We start from the raw sequence: 18,131 nt of genomic DNA, 5'->3' as shown, positions 1-18,131 counted from the left end.
TTCGTACGGTCCGCAACCACTCACGATACGTGCCGGAGGCAACTCGCAAAGTAGGGATGCGATATCTCAGGGTGCCCACGTATGGCGGAACGTCACCTCGGCGAGCGGTACGTCACGACTTCGGCTGGAACGTCTCGGTCAGTCTCTTCCACGTGTCCTTGCGCAGATCGGTGTTCCAGTCGGCCGCCTTCGCCGTGTACATCAAGGCGTAGCCCTGTTGCGGGTTGACGACGAACCCGCGGTCGATCGAGCGGTACTTCGTGCCGCCGTCCTCGTAGGTGAACTCCCAGTCGGCCGTGTTCCAGCCGCGGTAGTCCACCGAGGCTATTCGCACCCGCTGGTACTGCGAGCGCGTCATACTCCGCTCCTGGTTCTCCCAGTCCGCCACCGGGTCGTCCTTGGGCGTGGTGGTCCAGGCGATCAGGAGTTTCTGCCCGTTGGGGCCGGTTGCCCGGACACCGGCGGCGTCCGTGGACGCGTACTTCCACCCGTCCGGCAGCACTATCGAGAAGCCCTGGGCGCCGTTGTACGTCGTACCGCCGGCGGAACCCGAGTCGGAGTCGGAGTCCTCGTCGTCGCTGTCCGATCCGCTCGACGCACCCGCCTCGGCGCTGGAGGTCGGCGTGCTCTCCGAACTCGCCTCCCCGGACGAACCCGTGGCCGAGTCGTCCTTCCCCTTACCGCTGTCCGTGCTGGTGTCGCTGCTCTTCTCGTCGCCGCTTCCGGCGGTCGCCCCGCCGGACGAGGACTTGTCGTCACCGCTCTTGGCGCCGTCCGAGCTGTCGTCGCCACCGAGGGTCAGGGCCAGCACGGTCGCGATCACTGCCAGCGCCAGAACCACCGCGATGATCACCAGGGTCCGCCGCGGCACCACATCCGTCAACGGCGCCCGAGGCACCTGCCGCGTCGGGCGCTCGGGCCGCTCCGGAGCCACGGGCCACCCGGAGGCCTTACCGGCCGCCCCGGAGGCAGACCCGCCGGAAGTGTCCCCCGACACGGACGGAGAGACAGAAGTGACCGCAGCCGCAGCGCCCTTCCCCGCCCCGGCCGGCGAAGCGGACGAGGAAACAGAAGGGGAAGCAGAAGAGGAAGCAGAAGTGGCAGCCGCAGGCGCCACACGCGCACCCGAACCTGTCCTCGCACCCGCACCCGCACCCGTCCCGGGCCCCGCGTCCGTCCCCGAACCAGTGCCCCCGGCCGTCCCTTCACCCCCGGCACCGCTCCCAGCCCCGGCTCCAGTTCCGGTCCCCGTCCCGGACTTGGCCCGCGCCGTAGCCGCCGCACCGGCCGCCCCGGCCACGGAGGCGGCCTTACGCATGGAACGCATCGCCCCGCGCAACCGCTCCCCGGGCTCCTCGGCCCGCTTGGCCCCGGCTCCGCCCGAGCCGCTCGAACCCGAACTCCCCCTGGCCGGACCCTCGTCCGGCAGCGGCGGCATCTCCACCACCTTCGTGGCGTCCGTCTGCTCCGGCACCACCGCCTTGGCCTCGGGGGCGTGCAGCACCTTGGTGAGCATCGCCCGCGCGCCCGCGACGTCGAGCCGCTGGTCGGGGTCCTTGGCGAGCAGACCGTAGATCACGTTCTCCAGCGGGCCCGCGTTCTTCGGCTGCTCCACCGGCTCGGTCATCACCGCGGTGAGCGTCGCGATCGCGGAACCCTTGTCGTACGGCGGCACACCCTCCACCGCCGCGTACAACAGACCGCCCAGCGACCACAGGTCGGCGGCAGGCCCCGGCTTGTGACCGCGTGCCCGCTCCGGCGAGATGTACGAGGGCGCGCCGACCAGCATGCCCGTCGACGTGACCGACGGGTCGCCCTCGACCTGCGCGATCCCGAAGTCGGTCAGCACGACCCGGCCGTCGTCGGAGATCAGTACGTTCGACGGCTTCACGTCCCGGTGCAGGATGCCCTCACGGTGCGCCGAACGCAGCACGTCGAGTATCGCCAGACCGACCTCGGCCGCCCGCTTCGGCGTGAGCACACCGTCCTCGCGGATGACCTCGGCGAGCGACTTGCCCTCGACGAGTTCCATCACGATCCAGGGCCGGTTGTCCTCGTCGACCACGTCGAAGACCGTCACCGCGCTGTTGTTCCGGATCCGCGCGATCGCCTTCGCCTCACGCAGCGTGCGCGTGATCAGCCGCCGTTTCTCGTCCTCGTCGATGCTCGTCGGGAACCGCAGCTCCTTGACGGCGACCGTGCGGCCCAGGGTCTCGTCCTCGGCCCGCCACACCGTGCCCATGCCACCGCGGCCGAGAACATCCCCCAACCGGTATCGCCCGGCGAGGAGACGTTCGCTCTTGTCCTGACGGGATGCTCCCGCCCGCTCCGCCTCCGACATGCGTCCCCTCAAACAACCCGCCCTGACAGAGCCTTCATTGTCCCTCACCCGACAAGTGGCCGACGCCGTGGGGCCCCTCAAGAGGGGACCGCCCGACGTCCAGCGCCGCGCTGTCCCGCATGATGACCCTCGACAAGGAAGGACCGCCGATGCCGCCCTGCCGGACACCTCGGACACTCCTGGCCATACCCGCCTCTCTGGCGCTCCTCGGCCTGGCCCCGACCGGCTTGCTCGCCTTGGCCCCAACCGGCTCGCACACGCTCGCATCCGGGTACTCGACGGAGTCCCGAGCCTTCGCGTCCCCCGCACCGACGGGGTCAAACCCCGTCGACGCGGCCACTGATGCCGCCCTCGCCCTCCTGGTCGCCCAGGGAAAGGCTCCCGCGGCGGCCCTGCTGACCAAGGACGACTCCGGCTCACGCTTCGCCGACGCCGGTCAGGGAATCAGCCGCTCCGACCACTTCCGCGCGGGCAGCATCACCAAGACCTTCATCGCGACCGTGATCCTCCAACTGTCCGCCGAACACCGGCTGTCCCTGTCGGACACCGTGGACGCGCACCTCCCGGGCCTGCTGAGCGGCGCGGGCTACGGCGACAGCCTCACCCTGCGTGCCCTGCTCACCCACACCAGCGGCCTGTACGACTACACCGCCGACACCTTGGGCGCCGTCCCCGTCACCCCGCTCCAGGCCGTACGCATCGCGTTGGCCCACCCCCCGTCCGCCGCTCCCGGCCAGTACGCCTACTCCAACACCAACTACGTCCTGCTCGGCATGATCGTCGAGCGGGTCACCGGCAACTCGTACGCCACCGAGGCCGAGCGCCGCATCCTCGTCCCTCTCCGCCTGACCGGCACCTCATTCCCCGGTGCCCGCACCACTCTCCCCTCACCGCACGGCCGTGGCTATGCCGCCGACGGCTCCGACGTCACCGAACTCGACCCCCGCGTGGCCGGCGCGGCGGGCGAGCTGGTGACCACGCTCACCGACCTGGACCGCTTCTACGCGGCCCTCCTCGCGGGTGAGCTGCTCCCGCCCGGCCAACTGCGGGAGATGCTCGACACCCGCGCCGCACACGGCTCGTACGGCATGGGGCTCTACCCCGTGAAGCTGCCGTGCGGCACCACGGTGTGGGGGCACAACGGACGCATCTCGAGCAGCTACGTGCGCACCGCGGCCACCGTCGACGGTCGTCGTGTCCTCACCTTCCGGGTGAACACGGACGGGATCGCAGACCCTGACCTCGAACCGGCCCTGCTCGCCGCCGAGTTCTGCCCCCGCACCGAGTAGAACGGCCGGGTTCCGCACAAAGATCCCAGCCCACGACACCCGTTCGAGTGATCCCGCCTCCGGGACGGCCGGACGAGCCGAGCCGGACGAGCCGAGCCGAGCCGAACGAGCAATACGACCCGTACGAGCGATACGAGCCGGAAGGGCCATACGACCCGCCCGACTCGCGCCCCTCTCCACCTACAACGGCACGATGTCCGGCGCTCCCAGCCGCGCCGCGTCCGCCGTCAGGTCGTCCGGCTGCCGTTGCGACTCCCGCTCGGCCTCGACGCGCTTCTCGTAGTGCTCCACTTCCCGTTCGATCTGGTCCTTGTCCCAGCCGAGCACCGGCGCCATGAGCTCCGCGGCCTCCCGCGCGCTGCGTGTGCCGCGGTCGAAGGTCTCGATCGAGATGCGGGTGCGCCGGGTGAGCACGTCGTCCAGGTGCCGGGCACCCTCGTGCGAGGCTGCGTAGACGATCTCGGCCCGCAGATAGTCCTCGGCGGCCGGCAGCGGCTCGCCGAGGGAGGGCGTGGCGGCGATGAGTTCGAGCAGTTCGTCGGCGAGCACTCCGTACCGGTTCAACAGGTGCTCCACGCGCACCACATGGAGTCCGGTGCGCGCCGCGATCCGCGCTCGCGCGTTCCACATGGCGCGGTATCCCTCCGCGCCGAGCAGCGGAACGTCCTCCGTGACGCACTCGGCGACGCGCTGGTCGAGACCGTGCACCGCCTCGTCCACCGCGTCCTTGGCCATCACCCGGTAGGTCGTGTACTTGCCGCCCGCCACGACCACGAGCCCCGGCACCGGATGCGCCACGGTGTGCTCGCGCGACAGCTTGCTGGTGGCGTCCGACTCACCGGCGAGCAACGGCCGCAGCCCGGCGTACACACCCTGTACGTCGTCGCGGGTGAGCGGCACCGACAGTACGGAGTTCACGTGCTCCAGCAGATAGTCGATGTCCGCGCTGGACGCCGCCGGATGGGCCTTGTCGAGGTCCCAGTCGGTGTCGGTGGTGCCGATGATCCAGTGGCGGCCCCACGGGATGACGAAGAGCACGGACTTCTCGGTGCGCAGGATCAGCCCCGACGTCGAGTTGATCCGGTCCTTCGGCACGACCAGGTGGATGCCCTTGGACGCGCGTACGTGGAACTGCCCCCGCTCCCCCACCATCGCCTGGGTGTCGTCGGTCCACACGCCCGTCGCGTTGACCACCTGTCTGGCGCGGACCTCGTACTCGCCGCCGCCCTCGACGTCCTGCACCCTGGCGCCGACAACGCGTTCGCCCTCGCGCAGGAAGCCGGTCACGCGCGCGCGGTTGGCGACCCTCGCGCCGTACGCCGCGGCCGTGCGCACCAGGGTCGTCACATAGCGGGCGTCGTCCATCTGCGCGTCGTAGTACTGGAGGGCGCCGACCAGCGCGTCCTTCTTCAGGGCGGGGGCGATGCGCAGGGCGCCGCGGCGGGTCAGATGGCGGTGGGTGGGCAGCCCGCGGCCGTGGCCGCCGGTCATCGCCATGGTGTCGTAGAGCGCGACGCCCGAGCCGGCGTACAGCCGCTCCCACCCCTTGTGCTGGAGCGGGTAGAGGAACGGAACGGGCTTCACGAGGTGCGGCGCGAGCCGTTCCAGGAGGAGTCCGCGCTCCTTCAGGGCCTCGCGCACCAGCGTGAAGTCGAGCATCTCCAGATAGCGCAGACCGCCGTGGACCAGCTTGCTGGACCTGCTCGACGTGCCCGACGCCCAGTCACGCGCTTCGACCAGCCCGGTGGACAGGCCACGTGTCACGGCGTCCAGGGCGGTGCCCGCGCCGACCACACCCGCGCCCACGACCAGCACATCCAGTTCGCGCTCGGCCATGTCCGCCAGTGACTCGGCGCGCTCCGCCGGCCCCAGTGTCGCTGTTCTCACCGCTGCCTCCCGCTCGTGGTCGCGCCGGCCTCACCCGTCGGGCGGGCCCGTGCTCACATCCCCCATGCCCAAAGTCTGACCTTCTTCCCCTCCATCGGCCACCAGTCGCCGACAGCCTGTGGACAGCGATCGGGAACTCCGGAGAAAACACAGCCACGCAATCCCGCAAATCGGTCATATTTACTCCTAGTCTGACATTGCGCTCGCCCGTCTTGTCCACAGGGCTTGCGCACCTGTCACGCTTCGGCTACTGGGAAGGACGGCCAACGCCATGCCCGCAGATCTCGCCGTCATCGGACTCGGTCATCTCGGCCTGCCCCTGGCCCAGGCCGCCGTCGCGGCCGGCATCCCCACACTCGGCTACAAGACCGGCCCGGAGGGCGGCTCCCTGAGCCCCGCCGAGCTGCGCCGGATGCTCTCGGGGGGCTTCCGGCCTGCCACCGACCCCGCGGAACTCGGACGCGTCCGCACCGCGGTCATCTGCGCCCCGACCTCGCGCGGCGCGGACGGCGCGCTGGACCTGAGCCAGCTGGAGTCGGCCGCCCGCACCCTGGCGGCACAGCTGCGCCCGCACACCACGGTGATCCTCGAATCGCCCGTGCGCCCCGGCACCACCGAGGAGTTCCTCCGCCCGCTCCTGGAAGAGGGCTCCGGGCTCCGCGCGGGGCGCGATTTCCACCTCGCCTATTCGCCGAGCCGGGTCGACCCCGGCAACCGCGCCTTCGGCCCCGCCAACACCCCCAAGGTCATCGGCGGCCTGACTCCCGCCTGCACCGAGTCGGCCGCCGCGTTCTACGGACGCCTCACCGACAAGGTGGTACGCGCGCGTGGAACACGCGAAGCGGAGACCGTGCAGCTCCTGGAGACCAACTTCCGGCACGTCAACATCGCGCTGGTCAATGAGATGGCCGTGCTCTGCAACGACCTGGGCGTCGACCTGTGGGACGTCATCCGCTGCGCCGAGACCAAGCCGTTCGGCTTCCAGGCGTTCCGTCCTGGCCCCGGGGTCGGCGGCCACGGAATCGCCCAGGACCTGACCGGCCCCTCCGGACGCACCCTGCGGATGGTCGAACTGGCCCAGCAGGTCAACAGCCACATGCCCCAGTACGTCATCCAGCGCGCCGCCACGCTCCTCAACGAGCACGGCAAATCGGCCCGCGCCGCGCGCGTGCTCCTCCTCGGCGTCACCTACAAGGCCGACCTCGCCGACCAACAGGGCACCCCCGCCCACGAGATCGCGCTGCGCCTGATGGAACTCGGCGCGTCCGTCAGCTATCACGACCCGCTGGTCCCGGCGTGGCGTGTCCTCGGCCGGCCCGTCCCGCGCGCCGACTCCCTCTACGAGGCGGCGGCCGACGCCGACCTCACGATCCTGCTCCAGCAGCACCGTACGTACGACCTCCAGGGACTGTCCGTGAAGGCCCAACTCCTCCTGGACACAAGGGGAGCGACCCCCACGGGGGCGGCACACCGGCTCTGACCCGGAAATTTCCCCTCCCGTATGTCAGTGGTGACTGCTAGTGTCCGGGGCCGTTGTCGCACACGAGTGCGCCGGCGTCCCACGCACACCGTGCGTCCACCAGTCACACACTTCGGGGGATCTCCATGAGCCAGCCCACGCCGCCTTCCCAGCCCACCGAGGGCAACCCGTACGCCGGCCAGCAGCCCGCGCCCGGCAGCCCCTACGCCGGTCAGCAGCAGCCCGGCACGGGCGGCGGCAACCCCTTCGCGGGCCAGCCCCAGGCAGGCGCGGGCGGCGGCAACCCGTTCGCGGGCGGCCAGCCCGGCTTCGTGGCCCCCGCCCCGCCGCGCCAGGGCAACGTGGCGCTCGGCATCGTGGCCGCCGTCGTCGCCGCCCTGGTGACCGCGGGCATCTACGGCGCCATCATCGGCGCCTCGGAGTACGAGATCGGCTACGCCGCGATCGGCGTCGGCTTCCTCGTAGGCCTGGCCGCGGGCAAGATCGGCGGCAGCAACCCCGTGCTGCCGGTCGTCAGCGCCGTCCTCGCCCTCGGTGCCGTCTACGTCGGCCAGATCATCGGCATCGTGATGATCGGCTCCGACAAGTCCGGCATATCCGCGACCACGCTGCTCACCGACCACTTCGACCTGGTGACCGCCTCCTGGAAGGAGTCCGCCGACTTCATGTCCTTCGTGTTCTTCGGCGTCGGCGCCTTCGCGGCGTTCTCGGCCGCCAAGAAGGCCGGCGCGTAACCCTCCCGGGTACGAACCTTCCCGGGGTACGAACCCTCCCGGGTACGACGAAGGGGCCGCGTCACCACCAGGTGACCGGCCCCCTCACGTCGTACGGCCTACCGCTTGTGCTGCGAGTCCGCCACCGTCACCTCGACGCGCTGGAACTCCTTGAGCTCGCTGTAGCCCGTGGTGGCCATGGCGCGGCGCAGGGCGCCGAAGATGTTCATCGAGCCGTCCGGGATGTGCGAGGGACCGAGGAGGATCTCCTCGATGGTGCCGACCGTGCCGAGGTCCACCTTCTTGCCGCGCGGCAGCTCCTCGTTGACGGCCTCCATGCCCCAGTGGTGGCCCTTGCCGGGCGCGTCGGTGGCACGGGCCAGCGGAGAGCCCATCATCACGGAGTCGGCGCCGCAGGCGATCGCCTTGGGAAGGTCGCCGGACCAGCCGACCCCACCGTCGGCGATGACGTGCACATAGCGACCGCCGGACTCGTCCATGTAGTCGCGGCGGGCCGCGGCGACATCGGCGACCGCGGTGGCCATCGGCACCTGGATGCCCAGCACGTTGCGCGTGGTGTGCGCGGCGCCGCCGCCGAAGCCGACGAGGACACCGGCCGCGCCGGTGCGCATCAGGTGCAGGGCCGCGGTGTACGTGGCACAGCCGCCGACGATCACCGGGACGTCGAGCTCGTAGATGAACTGCTTCAGGTTCAGCGGCTCGGCGGCACCGGAGACGTGCTCGGCCGACACCGTCGTACCGCGGATGACGAAGATGTCCACACCCGCGTCCACGACGGCCTTGGAGAACTGGGCCGTGCGCTGCGGGGACAGGGCGGCGGCGGTGACGACGCCCGAGTCGCGCACCTCCTTGATGCGCTGCCCGATCAGCTCCTCCCTGATGGGAGCCGCGTAGATCTCCTGGAGGCGGCGGGTCGCGGTGTCCGAGTCCAGCTCCGCGATCTCGTCGAGCAGCGGCTGAGGGTCCTCGTACCGCGTCCAGAGCCCTTCGAGGTTCAGCACGCCCAGGCCGCCGAGCTCTCCGATGCGGATCGCGGTGGCCGGGGAGACGACCGAGTCCATCGGGGCGGCCAGGAAGGGCAGCTCGAAGCGGTAGGCGTCGATCTGCCAGGTGATCGAGACCTCCTTCGGGTCCCGCGTACGGCGGCTCGGGACGACGGCGATGTCGTCGAAGGCGTACGCCCGGCGGCCGCGCTTGCCGCGCCCGATCTCGATCTCAGTCACGTTGTGGCCTTTCCCTCTTCGCTTCTGCGTCTCCCAGTATCGCCGACGCACACGGCGAGGGCGGCCCCGGAACCTCCGGGACCGCCCTGAGCGCTACGACTACTGGTTACGGCTGTAGTTCGGGGCCTCGACCGTCATCTGGATGTCGTGCGGGTGGCTCTCCTTGAGACCCGCCGAGGTGATGCGGACGAAACGGCCCTTGGACTCCATCTCGTCGATGCTGGCGGCGCCCACGTAGCCCATCGTCTGGCGCAGGCCGCCGACGAGCTGGTGCAGTACGTTGCCCAGCGGGCCGCGATAGGGCACCTGGCCCTCGATGCCCTCGGGGACGAGCTTGTCGTCGGAGGCCACCTCGGCCTGGAAGTAGCGGTCCTTCGAGTACGACCGGCCCTGGCCGCGGGACTGCATGGCACCCAGCGAGCCCATGCCGCGGTACGACTTGAACTGCTTGCCGTTGATGAAGAGCAGCTCGCCGGGCGACTCCTCGCAGCCGGCGAGCAGGCTGCCGAGCATCACGGTGTCGGCGCCGGCCGCGAGGGCCTTGCCGATGTCGCCGGAGTACTGGAGGCCGCCGTCGCCGATCACCGGGACGCCCGCGGCACGCGCCGCGAGGGCGGCTTCGTAGATGGCGGTGACCTGGGGGACGCCGATGCCGGCGACCACCCGGGTGGTACAGATCGAGCCGGGGCCCACGCCCACCTTGACGCCGTCGACACCGGCGTCGATCAGGGCCTGGGCGCCGTCACGGGTGGCGACGTTGCCGCCGATCACGTCGACGCCGACGCTCGACTTGATCTTCGCCATCCAGTTGAGGGCGTTGCTGTTGTGGCCGTGCGAGGTGTCGACGATCAGGAAGTCGACACCGGCCTCGGCCAGCGCCTGGGCGCGCTCCAGCGCCTCGGGGCTGGCGCCGACGGCGGCGCCGACGAGCAGCCGGCCCTCGGCGTCCTTGGCGGCGTTCGGATACTTCTCGGCCTTCACGAAGTCCTTGACCGTGATGAGGCCCTTGAGGACACCCGCGTCGTCGACCAGCGGAAGCTTCTCGATCTTGTGGCGGCGCAGCAGCTGCATGGCGTCCGTGCCCGAGATGCCGACCTTGCCGGTGACCAGCGGCATCGGCGTCATGACCTCGCGCACCTGGCGCGAGCGGTCGGTCTCGAAGGCCATGTCGCGGTTGGTGACGATGCCGAGCAGCTTGCCGTTGCCGTCGGTGACGGGGACGCCGCTGATGCGGAACTTGGCGCACAGCGCGTCGGCCTCGCCCAGCGTCGCGTCCGGGTGGACCGTGATCGGGTCGGTGACCATGCCGGACTCGGAGCGCTTCACGAGGTCGACCTGGTTGACCTGGTCCTCGATGGAGAGGTTGCGGTGCAGCACGCCCACGCCGCCCTGCCGGGCCATGGCGATCGCCATGCGCGACTCGGTCACCTTGTCCATCGCCGCGGAGAGCAGCGGGATGTTCACACGTACGTTGCGGGAGATGCGGGACGAGGTGTCGACCGCGTTGGGCAGCACTTCCGATGCGCCCGGCAGCAACAGCACGTCGTCGTAGGTCAGCCCGAGTGTCGCGAATTTAGCGGGCACTCCGTCGACGTTCGCAGTCATGACACCTTCCCCAAATGGCCTTGATCGGTGCGGATGTCCATGCTAACGGGAAGCAGGGGTCTCTCATTCCACGGCCGGGACGGGCCCGGAGCCTCGTGGGTTCGTACGGTGCCGGGGGCGCCGCCGTTCAGATGAGGGCACCACGACGGAGCACGCCGACCCGTCGGAGAGGCCGTGGGACACCGGCCCCGCGGAACCCGTACCGCAGCCGTCCTACTGCTCCGCCAACGCCCGAAGCCGGCTCAACGCCCTGTGCTGGGCCACCCGGACCGCCCCCGGTGACATTCCCAACATCTGGCCCGTCTCCTCGGCCGTGAGGCCGACGGCGATCCGCAGCAGGAGCAGCTCTCGCTGGTTCTCGGGGAGGTTGGCCAGGAGTTTCTTGGCCCATTCGGCGTCGCTGCTCAGCAGGGCGCGCTCTTCGGGGCCGAGGGAGTCGTCGGGACGCTCGGGCATCTCGTCCGAGGGAACGGCGGTGGAACCGGGATGGCGCATCGCGGCGCGCTGGAGGTCGGCGACCTTGTGACCGGCGATGGCGAAGACGAACGCCTCGAAGGGGCGCCCGGTGTCCTTGTAGCGCGGCAGTGCCAGAAGCACCGCGACGCAGACCTCCTGTGCGAGGTCCTCCACGAAGTGCCGCGCGTCTCCCGGAAGCCGGGACAGACGGGTGCGGCAGTAGCGCAGCGCGAGGGGGTGGACATGGGCGAGCAGGTCGTGTGTGGCCTGCTCGTCGCCGTCGACAGCGCGATGGACGAGCGCACCGATCACCGTCGTCTCGTCGTCGCGCATCGGTCCATGGTGCCTCGGCGTCGTTCGATCCGTGGCACCGCGCCCGTAGTTGTGCACCGAAGCGTTATGAGCAGGTGCGCCGGAACTCATCTCCTGCGCCCTCCCCTTCCGCTCGACCGAATCGTCCCCGAGGAACTCCACCCCTCAAGCATGCGGCATCCGCCGGGAAACGGGGATCAGGCATCGAAGAGGATCTCTCCGAGGGACCGGCCCCGCCCGCCGCACAGCGGGCAGGGACTGCTGCCGTCGTACCCCCGCGGCGGCTCACTCAGCGAACCAGGCCCCAGCGGAAACCGAGCGCCACGGCGTGCGCGCGGTCCGAGGCACCGAGCTTCTTGAAGAGCCGCCTGGCGTGCGTTTTCACAGTGTCCTCGGAGAGGAACAGCTCACGGCCGATCTCCGCGTTGGAGCGGCCGTGGCTCATGCCTTCCAGGACCTGGATCTCCCGCGCGGTGAGCGTGGGCGCGGCGCCCATCTCGGCCGACCGCAGTCTGCGCGGGGCGAGCCGCCAGGTGGGGTCGGCGAGCGCCTGGGTGACGGTCGCGCGCAGTTCGGCGCGCGAGGCGTCCTTGTGCAGATAGCCGCGGGCTCCGGCGGCGACGGCGAGCGCCACGCCGTCCAGGTCCTCGGCGACGGTGAGCATGATGATGCGCGCACCGGGGTCGGCGGACAACAGCCGCCGCACAGTCTCGACGCCGCCCAGACCGGGCATGCGTACGTCCATCAGAATAAGGTCCGAACGGTCGGCACCCCAGCGGCGGAGAACTTCCTCGCCGTTGGCCGCCGTCGTCACGCGCTCGACGCCGGGCACTGTCGCCACCGCACGGCGGAGCGCTTCTCGGGCAAGCGGGGAGTCGTCGCAGACGAGGACGGATGTCATGGCCGTCCTCCGCAGCTGATGCGCGTCACCTTGAGCCTCCAGGCTGTTACGAATCGTCACCTGTGCGGTCGACACTCGCAGACGGAGACTGCCGTCTGCCCGAGCGCTTGTTCCTTCAACCGCCTCGGCACTCTCAACGATGGTCACTCGAAAGAGTTACGGGGCAGCCAGTCGTCTTCGGCACTGTACGTGAGGGCGCGGACACGGTGCAGACATGCGCGGCGGACCCACAACCTTTCATCACAACCCATGCCCCATTTAGCTCGATTTCTTCCCTTTTGCTGGTGTCTGTGGCTAGATTCGCAATGAGTCATATTTTCATCTCCTTAGATCGTAGATGTACGGTCGTGGGCACAAAGCAGCCCAGAACGGCAACAAGGGGACACGCAATGGCAGATTTCTCCCGCCTTCCCGGTCCGAACGCGGACCTCTGGGACTGGCAGCTCCTCGCGGCTTGCCGTGGGGTCGACAGCTCGCTCTTCTTCCACCCGGAGGGCGAGCGCGGTGCGGCACGGAGCGCTCGCGAGAACTCGGCCAAAGAGGTCTGCATGCGCTGCCCGGTACGCGCGGAGTGCGCGGCGCACGCGCTGGCGGTGCGCGAGCCGTACGGCGTCTGGGGCGGACTGACCGAGGACGAACGCGAAGAGCTCATGGGCCGGGCACGCAACCGACTGGTCTCGGCGTCGGCCCCTGGAAGCAACCCACCCTCGAACAACTGAAGGAACGTTTCTCCCGAAGCTGGGCGGGCGCACACGCATGCCCGTTTTCCCCCTCCCGCAGGGCCGGCTCCCGGTAGGGCCCGACCCTCTGGGCGCGGATCCGAACTAGCGCCGCGCCGCCCGCGCCAGCCGGTCCAGGGTCGCCGCCACCGCGGGCACCTGGGCGAGATCCGGCAGCGTGAGCGCGACGATCTCCCGCCGCACCGGGGGCTCCACCGTCACCGTGCGCGCCCCCTTGGGCCGTACGGACTCGATGGCGAGCTCCGGAAGGACCGCGACCCCCAGACCGGCGGCCACCAGGCCGACCACGGCGGGGTAGTCGTCGGTGGCGAAGTCGATACGGGGTTCGAAGCCCGCGCCGCGGCAGACCTCGACCAGTTGTCGGCGGCAGCGCGGGCAGCCCGCGATCCACGGGTCCCCGGCGAGTTCGCCGATCGAGACCGAACCGGACCTGGCGAGACGGTGGTTCTCGGGGACGAGCCCGACCAGCCGGTCGAGCAGCAGGGGGCGTACGACCAGGTCGTCCCACTCGTCGGCGCCCGCCCCCTCGTAGCGGAACGCCAGTGCGATGTCGCAGTCGCCCTCGCGGAGCATCTCCACGGAGCGCGGCGGCTCGGCCTCCTCCAGGGAGACGCGGGTGCCGGGGTGCGCGGCGCGCAGGGCGGCGAGGGCCGTGGGGACGAGCGTGGAACTGCCGCTGGGGAAGGAGACGAGCCGGACGCGGCCCGCGCGCAGGCCCGCGATGGCGGCGACCTCCTCCTCGGCGGCCGTCAGCCCCGCGATGATGCCGGCCGCGTGCCGGACCAGCGCCTCGCCCGCCTGCGTCAGCCGCGTCTCGCGTCCGGTGCGGACCAGCAGGGGTGTGCCGACGGACGCCTCAAGGGCCTTCATCTGCTGGCTGACGGCGGGCTGGGTGCAGCCCAGCTCGCGCCCCGCCGCGGAGAAGGAACCGGTGGCGGCGACGGCACGCAGGACGCGGAGATGACGGGCCTCGATCACCCGCTGAGCATAAGGGCGTCTTGGGGGAAGATGCGAATACTGCGTCGCCACTTTGGCCTGTCATCCTTTAGCGTGCTCGGCATGGAGCTTCTGTCGCTGAACCTGGGCCGTGTGCGGACCGTCGACTACACGGACCACCCCGAGGGCCTGACCGGCATCGACAAGCGGCCGGTTCCCGGGCCGGTCCGGGTCGCGGCACCCGGGCCCAAGGGCGTCGCCGGGAGCGGACTCGCCGGGGACGCGATCTGCCATCTGCGGCACCACGGCGGCGACCACCAGGCCGTGTACGCGGTCGCCCGCGAGGACCTCGACGACTGGGAACGCGAGCTGGGCCGGACGCTGGCCAACGGCTCCTTCGGCGAGAACCTCACGACGCTGGGCCTCGACGTGTCCGGGGCGCTGATCGGCGAGCGCTGGCGGATCGGCCCCGAGGTGCTCCTCGAGGTCACCTCCGGACGCATACCCTGCCGGACCTTCCAGGGACACCTCGGCGAGAAGGGCTGGGTCCGGCGCTTCACCGCGAAGGCTGCGCCCGGCGCCTACCTGCGGGTGATCGAGCCCGGCGACATCCGCGCCGGCGACCCCATCGAGATCGCGCACCGGCCGGACCACGACATCACCGTCGCCCTCCAGTTCCGGGCGGTCACCACCGCGCGCGAGCTGCTGCCGCGGCTGCTGGACGCGGGCGAGGCCCTGCACCCGGAGGAGCGGGCGGTCGCGGAGAAGTACGTGGCCACGCTCAGCGGCCGGGCGTAGCGGCCGGGGCGGGCCGGGGATTCGAGCGGCCGGCGGCACGCGACGCGCGGAACTCGTGGAGCGGGTACGGACGTTGGGCGGCCCATGGCCTGGGGTACAGATCAGGTCACTAATGTTGCGCCATGACAACGGCTCTGATTACGGGATCGACCGCTGGTATCGGCGCCGCCTTCGCACGGCGGCTGGCGGCTGACGGGCACAACCTCGTGCTGGTGGCGCGCGACACCGAGCGGCTCGGCGAGCAGGCGACCGAACTGCACGACCGGCACGGCATCGAGGCCGAGGTGCTGACGGCGGACCTGTCGACGGACGACGGCATCGAGGCCGTGGCCGCGCGGCTGAGCGACCGCAAGCACCCGGTCGACCTGCTGGTCAACAACGCGGGCTTCGCCAACAAGGGCCGCTATCTCGACGTGTCGATGGCCGACGAGCTGAAGATGATCAAGGTGCATGTCGAGGCGGTGCTCCGGCTGACCTCGGCGGCGACGGAGGCCATGCGGGAGCGCGGGCGCGGCGGGGTCGTCAACGTCGCTTCGGTGGCCGCGTTCGTGCCGCGCGGGACGTACGGGGCGTCCAAGTCGTGGGTCGTGCAGTTCACGCAGGGCGCGGCGAAGGATCTGGCCGGAAGTGGCGTACGGCTGATGGTGCTGTGCCCCGGTTTCGTGCGCACCGAGTTCCACCAGCGGGCCGGGATGGGCACGGACAACATCCCCAACTGGATGTGGCTGGACGCCGACAAGCTGGTCGCCGCCGCGCTGGGTGACCTGGCCCGCGGCAGGACCCTGTCGATTCCCGACCCGCGTTACAAGGCGCTGATGGGCCTGGTGAAGGTGACACCGCAGGCACTGCTGGGCGGGGTCACGTCGAAGACGGGGCGGAAGTACGGGCCCCAGTAGGGCCGGTGAAGCGCTGCCGGGCCCGGACGCGCGAGGACACCGAGACGGGAGAAGCCCCCGTTCCCAGCGGGAACGGGGGCTTCCGCGGAAGCAGGTGCCTCAGTGCGAGTGGCCGTGGCCGCCGTGACCGGCGTCGGCCTCTTCCTCGGCCGGCTTCTCGACGACCAGGGTCTCGGTCGTGAGGAGCAGGGAGGCGATGGAGGCCGCGTTCTCCAGGGCGGAGCGGGTGACCTTGACCGGGTCGATGACGCCGGCCTTGACCAGGTCGCCGTACTCGTTGGTCGCGGCGTTGAAGCCCTGGCCCTTGTCGAGCTCGGCGACCTTGGAGGTGATGACGTAACCCTCCAGGCCGGCGTTCTCGGCGATCCAGCGCAGCGGCTCGACGGCGGCTTTGCGGACGACCGCGACACCCGTGGCCTCGTCGCCGGTCTTGCCGAGGTTGCCCTCGAGGACCTTGACGGCGTGGACGAGCGCGGAGCCACCACCGGAGACGATGCCCTCCTCGACCGCGGCGCGGGTCGCAGAGATGGCGTCCTCCAGACGGTGCTTCTTCTCCTTGAGCTCCACCTCGGTGGCGGCGCCGACCTTGATCACGCACACGCCGCCGGCCAGCTTCGCGAGGCGCTCCTGGAGCTTCTCGCGGTCCCAGTCGGAGTCCGTGTTCTCGATCTCGGCCTTGATCTGGTTGACGCGGCCCACGACCTCGGAGGAGTCGCCGCCACCGTCGACGACGGTGGTGTCGTCCTTGGTGACCGTGACGCGGCGGGCGGTGCCGAGCACGTCCAGGCCGATTTGGTCGAGCTTGAGGCCGACCTCCTCGGCGATGACCTGACCGCCGGTGAGGGTGGCGAGGTCGCCCAGCATCGCCTTGCGGCGGTCACCGAAGCCCGGGGCCTTCACCGCGACGGCGTTGAAGGTGCCGCGGATCTTGTTGACGACCAGGGTCGACAGGGCCTCGCCCTCGACGTCCTCGGCGATGATCAGCAGCGGCTTCGAGGCGTTGGCCTGGATGACCTTCTCCAGCAGCGGCAGCAGGTCCTGGATGGAGGAGATCTTGCCCTGGTGGATGAGGATGTACGGGTCCTCCAGGACGGCTTCCATGCGCTCCTGGTCCGTCACGAAGTACGGCGACAGGTAGCCCTTGTCGAAGGCCATGCCCTCGGTGAAGTCCAGCTCAAGACCGAAGGTGTTGGACTCCTCGACGGTGATGACACCGTCCTTGCCGACCTTGTCCATCGCCTCGGCGATGAGCTCGCCGACCTGGCTGTCCTGGGCGGACAGACCGGCGACGGCCGCGATGTCGGCCTTGTCGTCGATCGGGCGGGCGGTCGCGAGGAGCTCCTCGGACACGGCCTTGACCGCGGCGTCGATGCCCTTCTTGAGCAGCGCCGGGGAGGCACCCGCGGCGACGTTCTTCAGGCCCTCGCGGACGAGCGCCTGGGCGAGCACGGTGGCGGTGGTCGTACCGTCACCCGCGATGTCGTTGGTCTTGGTCGCCACCTCCTTCACCAGCTGGGCACCGAGGTTCTCGTACGGGTCGTCGAGCTCGACCTCGCGGGCGATGGTGACGCCGTCGTTGGTGATGGTGGGAGCGCCGAACTTCTTGTCGATGACGACGTTGCGGCCCTTGGGGCCGATCGTCACCTTGACCGTGTCGGCAAGCTTGTTGACGCCGCGCTCGAGGGCGCGACGGGCGTCCTCGTCGAACTTCAGGATCTTCGCCATGGGAGCGATTCAGCCCTCTCGGAACTCTGGAAAATCTGGGGAGAACGAACGGCGCCCCCGACGCCCGGCTACTTGCGGTCGCGGGGGGCCAGGGGCGCAGTTCACTGCAAAACCGGTACAAAAACCGGGGTGAATTACTTGTCGATGATCGCGAGCACGTCGCGAGCCGAGAGGACGAGGTACTCCTCGCCGTTGTACTTCACCTCGGTGCCGCCGTACTTGCTGTACAGCACGATGTCGCCGACGGCGACGTCGAGCGGAAGACGGTTACCGTCCTCGAAGCGGCCCGGACCCACGGCAAGGACGACGCCCTCCTGGGGCTTCTCCTTCGCGGTGTCCGGAATGACCAGGCCAGAGGCCGTGGTCTGCTCGGCTTCGAGCGGCTGGACCACAATGCGGTCCTCGAGCGGCTTGATGGCAACCTTGGAGCTGGTGGTCGTCACGATCCGACCTCCCCCTTCGGAGATCTCACGGGGTTAACTGTCTGAGGTGGCGACCAGGTGAATCCGTCGTCGCGGGAGCCGGATCTACCTGTCGTCATTGGCACTCTCCAGGGGGGAGTGCCAGACCCGAGACTATGACCGCGATTAGCACTCGGTCAAGCGGAGTGCCAACGCGGCGCCGGAAGCCCTCGAAATCGCGACACCGGAATCCGCCGGTTCCAGGGCTAGGGCCTGTCGTTTGGATCAGGTCGCAGGGCATCGACGGTGCCCTGTCTGCGCCCTGAGCGGGGCCTGGTGCGTGCGGCTGCAAGGCGGAGGAGGGAGTCGACGCGGAGCGTCGGCGACTGACGACAACGCCGCAGACG

General features: G+C 70.1%; 15 protein-coding genes. 6 read left to right on the top strand and 9 right to left on the bottom strand.

The genetic code is table 11. The annotated features are described in order from the left end of the window. Window positions 1-112 precede the first annotated feature (112 nt). A complete protein-coding gene (locus tag ACIP79_RS41270; RefSeq protein WP_401232841.1) occupies window positions 113-2,341 on the bottom strand; it encodes a protein kinase in 2,229 nt (742 codons plus the stop codon). A gap of 149 nt (window positions 2,342-2,490) precedes the next feature. Between ACIP79_RS41270 and ACIP79_RS41265 the strand changes: the two genes are divergently transcribed. Further along, complete coding sequence (locus ACIP79_RS41265) at window positions 2,491-3,630, top strand: serine hydrolase domain-containing protein (protein WP_401232932.1); 1,140 nt, start codon at window positions 2,491-2,493, stop codon at window positions 3,628-3,630. A 180-nt stretch (window positions 3,631-3,810) separates the two neighbouring features. On the opposite strand, the gene ACIP79_RS41260 is transcribed toward ACIP79_RS41265, so the two are convergent. Next, on the bottom strand, window positions 3,811-5,517 hold the full coding sequence (locus tag ACIP79_RS41260) for a glycerol-3-phosphate dehydrogenase/oxidase (RefSeq protein ID WP_401232839.1): 1,707 nt from the start codon (window positions 5,515-5,517) through the stop codon (window positions 3,811-3,813). A 271-nt stretch (window positions 5,518-5,788) separates the two neighbouring features. On the opposite strand from ACIP79_RS41260, the gene ACIP79_RS41255 reads away from it, so the two are divergent. Together ACIP79_RS41255 and ACIP79_RS41250 are read left to right on the top strand one after the other, a co-directional pair. Continuing rightward, window positions 5,789-6,997, top strand: a complete 1,209-nt coding sequence (locus ACIP79_RS41255) for a nucleotide sugar dehydrogenase (RefSeq protein ID WP_401232836.1) — start codon at window positions 5,789-5,791, stop codon at window positions 6,995-6,997. Window positions 6,998-7,122: 125 nt separating this feature from the next. After that, complete coding sequence (locus ACIP79_RS41250; protein WP_401232834.1) at window positions 7,123-7,731, top strand: hypothetical protein; 609 nt, start codon at window positions 7,123-7,125, stop codon at window positions 7,729-7,731. 98 nt (window positions 7,732-7,829) lie between these two features. Here ACIP79_RS41250 and ACIP79_RS41245 read toward each other — a convergent pair whose 3' ends face one another. From ACIP79_RS41245 to ACIP79_RS41230, 4 genes are all read right to left on the bottom strand, one after another. Then, a complete protein-coding gene (locus tag ACIP79_RS41245; protein ID WP_383678641.1) occupies window positions 7,830-8,954 on the bottom strand; it encodes a GuaB3 family IMP dehydrogenase-related protein in 1,125 nt (374 codons plus the stop codon). Window positions 8,955-9,053: 99 nt separating this feature from the next. Then, window positions 9,054-10,559 carry an IMP dehydrogenase gene (gene guaB / locus ACIP79_RS41240; protein ID WP_383678642.1) on the bottom strand — a complete coding sequence of 502 codons (1,506 nt, stop codon included), beginning with the start codon at window positions 10,557-10,559 and terminating at the stop codon, window positions 9,054-9,056. 213 nt (window positions 10,560-10,772) lie between these two features. Beyond that, window positions 10,773-11,348: a sigma-70 family RNA polymerase sigma factor gene (locus ACIP79_RS41235; protein WP_005481141.1), complete on the bottom strand. Its 576-nt coding sequence runs from the start codon at window positions 11,346-11,348 to the stop codon at window positions 10,773-10,775. A 268-nt stretch (window positions 11,349-11,616) separates the two neighbouring features. Continuing rightward, complete coding sequence (locus tag ACIP79_RS41230) at window positions 11,617-12,228, bottom strand: response regulator transcription factor (protein WP_003948568.1); 612 nt, start codon at window positions 12,226-12,228, stop codon at window positions 11,617-11,619. Window positions 12,229-12,617: 389 nt separating this feature from the next. Here ACIP79_RS41230 and ACIP79_RS41225 point away from each other — a divergent pair, with 389 nt between their 5' ends. After that, complete coding sequence (locus ACIP79_RS41225; protein WP_401232829.1) at window positions 12,618-12,947, top strand: WhiB family transcriptional regulator; 330 nt, start codon at window positions 12,618-12,620, stop codon at window positions 12,945-12,947. Between the two features lie 105 nt (window positions 12,948-13,052). On the opposite strand, the gene ACIP79_RS41220 is transcribed toward ACIP79_RS41225, so the two are convergent. Beyond that, on the bottom strand, window positions 13,053-13,946 hold the full coding sequence (locus tag ACIP79_RS41220) for a LysR family transcriptional regulator (RefSeq protein ID WP_383678646.1): 894 nt from the start codon (window positions 13,944-13,946) through the stop codon (window positions 13,053-13,055). An 81-nt stretch (window positions 13,947-14,027) separates the two neighbouring features. On the opposite strand from ACIP79_RS41220, the gene ACIP79_RS41215 reads away from it, so the two are divergent. Both ACIP79_RS41215 and ACIP79_RS41210 read left to right on the top strand, forming a co-directional pair. After that, window positions 14,028-14,702: an MOSC domain-containing protein gene (locus ACIP79_RS41215; RefSeq protein ID WP_401232826.1), complete on the top strand. Its 675-nt coding sequence runs from the start codon at window positions 14,028-14,030 to the stop codon at window positions 14,700-14,702. Between the two features lie 122 nt (window positions 14,703-14,824). Continuing rightward, window positions 14,825-15,598 carry an SDR family NAD(P)-dependent oxidoreductase gene (locus tag ACIP79_RS41210; protein ID WP_383678649.1) on the top strand — a complete coding sequence of 258 codons (774 nt, stop codon included), beginning with the start codon at window positions 14,825-14,827 and terminating at the stop codon, window positions 15,596-15,598. A 99-nt stretch (window positions 15,599-15,697) separates the two neighbouring features. Here the strand turns inward: ACIP79_RS41210 and groL are convergent, their stop codons facing one another. Further along, complete coding sequence (gene groL, locus ACIP79_RS41205; protein ID WP_401232821.1) at window positions 15,698-17,323, bottom strand: chaperonin GroEL; 1,626 nt, start codon at window positions 17,321-17,323, stop codon at window positions 15,698-15,700. 134 nt (window positions 17,324-17,457) lie between these two features. After that, window positions 17,458-17,766, bottom strand: coding sequence for a co-chaperone GroES (groES, locus tag ACIP79_RS41200; RefSeq protein ID WP_401232818.1), 309 nt, complete (start codon window positions 17,764-17,766; stop codon window positions 17,458-17,460). Window positions 17,767-18,131 lie beyond the last annotated feature (365 nt).

Source organism: Streptomyces sp. NPDC088747 (genome assembly GCF_044751025.1).
Lineage (GTDB): Bacteria > Actinomycetota > Actinomycetes > Streptomycetales > Streptomycetaceae > Streptomyces.
The sequence above is the reverse complement of the archived record's forward strand: the minus strand, read 5'-3'. Positions and strand labels throughout refer to the sequence as shown.

What these genes read in the sequence shown, in the direction of transcription:
- ACIP79_RS41270 (WP_401232841.1), bottom strand. Translation starts at nt 2,341, where the DNA reads ATGTCGGAGGCGGAGCGGGCGGGAGCATCCCGTCAGGACAAGAGCGAA.
- ACIP79_RS41265 (WP_401232932.1), top strand. Translation starts at nt 2,491, where the DNA reads ATGCCGCCCTGCCGGACACCTCGGACACTCCTGGCCATACCCGCCTCT.
- ACIP79_RS41255 (WP_401232836.1), top strand. Translation starts at nt 5,789, where the DNA reads ATGCCCGCAGATCTCGCCGTCATCGGACTCGGTCATCTCGGCCTGCCC.
- ACIP79_RS41250 (WP_401232834.1), top strand. Translation starts at nt 7,123, where the DNA reads ATGAGCCAGCCCACGCCGCCTTCCCAGCCCACCGAGGGCAACCCGTAC.
- guaB (WP_383678642.1), bottom strand. Translation starts at nt 10,559, where the DNA reads ATGACTGCGAACGTCGACGGAGTGCCCGCTAAATTCGCGACACTCGGG.
- ACIP79_RS41235 (WP_005481141.1), bottom strand. Translation starts at nt 11,348, where the DNA reads ATGCGCGACGACGAGACGACGGTGATCGGTGCGCTCGTCCATCGCGCT.
- ACIP79_RS41230 (WP_003948568.1), bottom strand. Translation starts at nt 12,228, where the DNA reads ATGACATCCGTCCTCGTCTGCGACGACTCCCCGCTTGCCCGAGAAGCG.
- ACIP79_RS41225 (WP_401232829.1), top strand. Translation starts at nt 12,618, where the DNA reads ATGGCAGATTTCTCCCGCCTTCCCGGTCCGAACGCGGACCTCTGGGAC.
- ACIP79_RS41215 (WP_401232826.1), top strand. Translation starts at nt 14,028, where the DNA reads ATGGAGCTTCTGTCGCTGAACCTGGGCCGTGTGCGGACCGTCGACTAC.
- ACIP79_RS41210 (WP_383678649.1), top strand. Translation starts at nt 14,825, where the DNA reads ATGACAACGGCTCTGATTACGGGATCGACCGCTGGTATCGGCGCCGCC.
- groL (WP_401232821.1), bottom strand. Translation starts at nt 17,323, where the DNA reads ATGGCGAAGATCCTGAAGTTCGACGAGGACGCCCGTCGCGCCCTCGAG.